The organism is Nocardia sp. NPDC003345 (assembly GCF_053589395.1).
The window spans coordinates 1-5,712 of the sequence record NZ_JBSFRU010000380.1 but is presented as its reverse complement, the minus strand read 5'-3'; the positions used below and the strand labels follow the sequence as shown (position 1 = coordinate 5,712).

The following is a 5,712-nucleotide window of genomic DNA, read 5'->3' as shown; positions in this document are numbered from 1 at the left end:
CGGCGCTTCCGGGTGGCGATCCTCCGATCGCCGGCACTGCACCGAACGCCGATCCGCCACCGGCCGGCGATACCGCCGCATCGCCTCCTGGGCCCGCTGCCGCCGGGGGCCCGGTCCCGAGCCAGACCGTGGATTCTTCGTCCCCCGGTGCCGGTCAGAGGGAAAGCGGCCGGCCGTCGCAATCGGCCGACCGAGGGGCACAGGGCCCGCTCGACTCGGAAAGCCGCTCCACGCCACAACGTTCCGGAACGACCCCCGGTAACGCGGCCGCCGCGCCGATTGTCCCGGCAGCGGCCGAGGGGCGGTCACCCGCGACCGGAAACGGGCCCGTGCCGCCGGCAGCCGACTCGGCCCGGCGGTCCGTGGGCCGGGCCACGGCAGCTTCCGACGGGCGGCCCGGATCGCCTTGGTCGCGAACGACTCCGGGCGGCGACGCGCCCCGGGTCACCGCTCCGCCGGCGCGGGAAGCGGAAACGCCGCCGCCACGCACGCCGGGTACGCCGGCGCAGCGTGCCAAGCCCGGTGAACCGGAGCAGAAGAGAGCAGTGGATGCCCCCGGCGAAACGCCGGCGGATCGTCTGGCACGAGAACTGGCCGATCGTTACAACATCCGGGCCTTCGGGTTCGACACGCCGGGGCTCCCGCGGAGTGTTCTGCTGGAACTCGTGGCGGCAGTGCACGATGTGCTGTCGCGGCACCCGGTAATCGAGCTGGCCGCCATCGGGATCGACGAACTACCCGACGATTCGGCCACCCGTCTCGACCAGGACCCGCCGGTACCCGCTGTCATATCGGCCGGTACCGACGGCTGCGCATCCAACCCGTTGGGGACGGGGGAGCGACCGGGTCTGCGGATCACGCTGGCGAGCCGGATGGCCGTCGATCCCACCCGGTTCGAGCGGGCCGTCCGTGCCGAGGAGGAGGCGGGTCTACTCGCACCCGGTTGCGCACAGCGGCCCGTCTACTCGTCGATCGTTCGCGAACTGGCCCGAGCCCTCGATATCGCCGGTGAGTTCCGCGCTCGTCCCGCGGCGCGCCGGGCGCTGCTCGCGGCCTACCTCCCGTTCGCGAATCCGCAGAGCACGCGCACCCTGGGAAGCGCCGTCGCGGGGTTCGCGCAGTGGCGTGCCCAGCTCAGCGCTGGAATCCGCGATGGCCGGTTCGATCCGGCCGCCGCGTTGACCGAGTCGTTCACGGAGGTGGTACTCGATGCCGGACGCGCCTCACCGCAGGCCCGGGTCCTGCATCGTCTGCTGATCGAGGCGGCACGCCCGGCGCGGGCCCGCGAAGGCGAACCCGGTGTGTAGAACCACGGCGGCCCTACTGAAACCGTTCCCGGCGCAGGTGGTTCAGCGCCGGGCGACTACGGCGCGTTCGATGACCCCGAAGGCGATATCGCTCAGCTTGCCCAAGCCGGCGAGCAGCACGATGGCCAGCAGCATGATGTCGGTCCGGCCGGTGTTCTGGCTGTCGATGAGCAGGAATCCCAGTCCTTTGGACGAGGCGATGAGTTCGGCCGCGACCAGGAACAGCCAGCCGTTCACCAGGCCGAGCCGCAATCCGTTGAGCAGCGCGGGCGCGGCCGCGGGCAGCATGATGCGGGTCAGCAGGGCGATACCGCGCAGGCCGTAGGCGCGGCCGACCTCGACCAGGTGCGGGTCGACCTGGGACAGCGCCGAGGCGGTGGTGGTGTAGACGGGGAAGAACGCGCCGATCGCGACCAGCACTATCTTGGGTTGTTCACCGATCCCGAGCCACAGCAGCAGTAGCGGGACCCAGGCCAGCGAGGGGACCGTGCGCAGGATTTCGACGGTCGGTGCCAGTAGCCGCCGGGCGAGATCGGACAGGCCGATCAGCGCGCCCAGGGCCAGCGCCGTCGCGGCGCCCGCGAGATAGCCGATGACCTCCCGCTGCACGCTGATGGCCAGATGGTTCCACAGCGCGCCGTCGGTGATCAGATCGGCCGCGGCGGTGAGCACATCACCCGGCGGTGGGAGCTGTGAGGCCGAATACACCCCCGCCGCGGTGACGGCCTGCCACAGTCCGAGCAGGGCCAGGGGGACGATCAGGCCGAGCGCGATCCGGTTCCAGCGGCCGCGCGCGGGCGGCCGCGCCCCGGCGGTGTCGCGATCGAGGGCGTCGGTGGTCTGTGCGGTCATACCGCGGCCCGGTCGGCGAATCCGGGTTCGAACAGTGATGCCAGGGCGTCCTCCGCGTCCTCGGTGGACCGCACGCTGCCGTCGCCGACCACGATCGGCACGACCCGTTCCAGGACCCCGCGCAGGCCGGGGCCGGGCACCGGATCATGGTCCAGGACAGTGCGTTCGAGTTCTTCGACGGCGACTTCCACGGTGACCCCGGCGTCCCGGGCCAGCAGCGCGGCGAGTTCGGTGGGATGCGCCAGCGCCCATTTCCGGGCCTGCTCGTAGGCGTCCACCACGGCCTGTGCGCGGTCGGGGTGTTCGGTGAGGAAGGCCTCGCGCGCGTTGAGCGTGCCGTAGGTGGCGAAATCCGGGTTGCGGTACAGCAACCGGGACCCGCCCTCCTGCCGGCTCTGCGCCAGGTACGGGTCGAGTGCCGCCCACGCCGCGACCGATCCGCGTTCCAGCGCGGTCTTACCGTCGGAGTGCTGGATATTGACGATATCGACGTCCTTGCCGGTGAGCCCGGCGGTGGCCAGGGCCTGCAGCAGGAAGAAGTAGGGGTCGGTGCCCTTCGTGGCGGCGACCTTCTGCCCGCGTAACTGAGCCACCGACCGGATCGGCGAATCCGGCCGGACCGCGAGCGCCGCCCACTCCGGTTTGCTGTACAGCGACACCACTTTGATCGGGGTGTTGTTGGCGCGCGCCAGCAGTGCCGCGGAACCCGCGGTGGATCCCATATCGATGGCTTCGGCGCGCAGGTTCTCGTTGGCCTTGTTACTGCCGGCCGAAAGCACCCATTCGACGCTGTATCCCGCGTTCTCCAGCAGCTTCTGGTCGCGCACCACCAGGCTCAACGGGTTGTAGTAGGCGTAGTCGAGCCGGATATCGCTACCGCCCGCCCCACCGGAGCCCTCGCCCTGGACACAGCCCGCGGTGAGTGCCGCGACGGCGGCGGTGAGCGCGACCAGGGCGGTCGCGCGGCGGATCGCACCGGCAATGCGGAACTTCATCGGACGGTCTCCTTCACGAGATCGGCGGCCGCCGGTTCGGGGACCCCGAGCCGGTCGAGCAGAGTGGTGCGCAGCGCGGTGAGCCGGCTGTCGGCGCGTTCGCGCGGCCGCGGCCCGGGCACCTCGTAGTGCGCGCCGATACCCGATCCGTCCCCGGATTCGTTCTCCAGGACCACGATCCGGTCGGCCAGAACCAGCGCTTCGTCGATATCGTGTGTCACCAGCACCACGGTGGTCGCTGTCTCGCGGTGGACCTCGATCAGCAGATTCTGCATCTTCAACCGGTTCAGGGCGTCGAGCGCGGCGAACGGCTCGTCCAGCAGCAGTACCCCCGGCCGGCGGACCAGCGCCCGGGCCAGTGCGGTGCGCTGCGCCATCCCGCCGGAGACGCGGCGCGGCCGGTACCGCGCGAAACCGGTGAGGCCGACGGTATCCAGCCAGCTCCGCACCGCCGCTGCCCGTGCCGAGCGTTCGGTACCGCGGGGCAATCCGAGCGCCACATTGCCGGCGAGATCACGCCACGGCAGCAGGCGCGGCTCCTGGAACACCACCGCGCAGCGCGGGTCGATATCGGTGACCGGCCGGTCGTCGATGGTGACCGAACCGGCCGAGGGGAAATCGAGACCGGCGATCAGGCGTAGCAGCGTCGACTTCCCCGATCCGGAAGCGCCGACGAGGGCGACGATCTGCCCGGGCGCGATATCGAGGTCGATACCGCGCAGCACGGTGGTCGCGCCGAAACTACGGCGCACCCCGCGCACCGTGAGTGCCGCGGGGTGGAGAACGGTCGAGGTCACCGGGGGAAGATATGGACCGGATCAGTGGCCGGCCAGGTTTATACGACGCACGATTCCAACCGTCGACAGCGGGCGGCGCCGATCCGAGAATCAGGTGACCGGCGTGCGCACCCGGTCGGCGTCCGAATCCTTGCCACCGGCCGAGTTCCGCTCGGCCAGCAGATCGCGGATCTCGGTGAGCAACGCGATATCGGCCGGTGTGGACGGTTCGGCCTCGACGTTGTTACGCGCGTAGAAACGCTTCTGCATGCTCTTCATGGGCAGGATCAGCACGAAGTAGAGCACGGCGGCCACCATGACGAAATTGATGGCGGCGCTGATTATCGGGCCGAGCGCGATGAAGGTGGCGGGTTTGCCGGAGATCAAGGTGACGCCGAAGCCGAGTTCGCCGTTGCTGCCGAGTACGGCCAGCAGCGGTTCCAGGACACCTTTGGTGACCGAGGTCACGATGGCGGTGAACGCGGTGCCCATGACGACCGCGACGGCCAGATCGATGACGTTCCCCCGCATGAGGAAGTCCTTGAAACCCTTGAGCATCAGCGTCACTCCGTATCGAACGATTTTTCCGGCGGTCGGCTCTGTCGGGCGGGGAGACGATCGGCGCCCGACGGCCTGTCCCCGGCCACACCGCAGGTGATGGTCGCAGCCCGGCGACCGGTTCGCAAACCCGGGACCGCGCAGGTCGGCGCTCGTCCGGCAGCCGGCTCCGCCGCCCCGGGGCGGTGCCACCGGTGCGCGCAGGCGTGGACGGCCGCGAAACGCTAGGGTCGGTCCCACCGGGCGAATCGGGTATCGACCAGGAGGAATCCGTGCAATCGACAACGTTGGTGGGCCGGGCGGTGCGGGGTTTCAACGCCGTGGTGGTGGCCCTGATGGGCGCTCCCGTTCTGGGACCCCTGCTGGGCCGGGGTTTCGTGGAGGTCGAATACGTGGGCAGGCGGTCCGGCCGGGTGTTCCGGACCCCCGTGAACTACCTGAAGAAGGGCGACGAGTACGTGATCGGCGTCGCCATGCCCGACAAGAAGACCTGGTGGCGCAATTTCGGCGGCGACGGCGCGCCGATCCTGCTGCATTTCCGCGACGGTGCGCGCCGCGGGCACGCCGTATCGGGCCGGGACGGCAGAGGACGGGTCACGGTGCGGGTCCGGCTCACCGATCCGGCCTGAGGCCCGCTCCGCGACGATGCGGGCGGTTCGCCGAATAACCGCGTGCGCTCGCGATCGCGGGCAGCTACGTTGATTGCCGTGTCGAGCCCGGAGGCATCCAGAGCGGGATCGACGGTCACCACCGTCGGTCCCTGAGCCCAGTTCCGCACTACTCGCGGTAGTGCCGTGTTCTCGCGCGCCATCGGGCGCGCGGTTCGGCGCTGCCCGCGGCATCGTGTGACAGGCGACCGGCGAAGTGACGAGACGACTTCTGCTGTCTCTTCTTCCTTCGGAGTCATTCGATGCCACTGTCCCTGTATCTGCTCGCCGTGGCGGTGTTCGCCATGGGAACCTCGGAATTCATGCTCGCCGGCCTGCTGCCGGATATCGCCGCCGACCTCGGCGTGAGCGTCCCCACCGCCGGGTGGCTGACCTCGGCCTTCGCGCTCGGCATGGTGATCGGCGCGCCGGTCACCGCGGCGTTCGCGCGCCGTTGGCCCATCCGGGCGGGTCTGGCCGGCTTCGTCGGCCTGTTCCTGGCGGCCCATATCGCGGGTGCGCTCACCGGCAGCTTCCCGGTGCTGGCGGCGACCCGCGTGGTGGCGGCCGTCGCGAA

The 5,712-nt window shown here is 70.3% G+C and carries 7 protein-coding genes; 3 read left to right on the top strand and 4 right to left on the bottom strand.

Annotated elements, in window-relative coordinates; translation table 11 throughout:
- Positions 1–545: 545 nt before the first annotated feature.
- Positions 546–1,307, top strand: a complete 762-nt coding sequence (locus tag ACWDU1_RS28565) for a hypothetical protein (RefSeq protein WP_450003173.1) — start codon at positions 546–548, stop codon at positions 1,305–1,307.
- A gap of 42 nt (positions 1,308–1,349) precedes the next feature.
- Here ACWDU1_RS28565 and ACWDU1_RS28560 read toward each other — a convergent pair whose 3' ends face one another.
- The 4 genes from ACWDU1_RS28560 to mscL all read right to left on the bottom strand — a co-directional run bounded on the left by ACWDU1_RS28560 (position 1,350) and on the right by mscL (position 4,488).
- A complete protein-coding gene (locus ACWDU1_RS28560; RefSeq protein ID WP_450003172.1) occupies positions 1,350–2,159 on the bottom strand; it encodes an ABC transporter permease in 810 nt (269 codons plus the stop codon).
- Entirely contained in the window at positions 2,156–3,154 is a 999-nt protein-coding gene (locus ACWDU1_RS28555; RefSeq protein ID WP_450003170.1) for an aliphatic sulfonate ABC transporter substrate-binding protein, read from the bottom strand. Before ACWDU1_RS28555 ends, ACWDU1_RS28560 begins: the two co-directional genes overlap by 4 nt.
- On the bottom strand, positions 3,151–3,951 hold the full coding sequence (locus tag ACWDU1_RS28550; protein WP_450003168.1) for an ABC transporter ATP-binding protein: 801 nt from the start codon (positions 3,949–3,951) through the stop codon (positions 3,151–3,153). The genes ACWDU1_RS28555 and ACWDU1_RS28550 overlap by 4 nt, the downstream gene beginning before the upstream one ends.
- Before the next feature lie 90 nt (positions 3,952–4,041).
- A complete protein-coding gene (gene mscL / locus ACWDU1_RS28545; protein ID WP_450003167.1) occupies positions 4,042–4,488 on the bottom strand; it encodes a large conductance mechanosensitive channel protein MscL in 447 nt (148 codons plus the stop codon).
- 272 nt (positions 4,489–4,760) lie between these two features.
- On the opposite strand from mscL, the gene ACWDU1_RS28540 reads away from it, so the two are divergent.
- Both ACWDU1_RS28540 and ACWDU1_RS28535 read left to right on the top strand, forming a co-directional pair.
- The gene (locus ACWDU1_RS28540) at positions 4,761–5,117 is read left to right on the top strand and encodes a hypothetical protein (protein ID WP_450003165.1); all 357 of its coding nucleotides are present in this window, start codon (positions 4,761–4,763) and stop codon (positions 5,115–5,117) included.
- A 281-nt stretch (positions 5,118–5,398) separates the two neighbouring features.
- A partial coding sequence (locus tag ACWDU1_RS28535) for an MFS transporter (RefSeq protein WP_450003163.1) occupies positions 5,399–5,712 on the top strand: 314 nt, incomplete at its 3' end.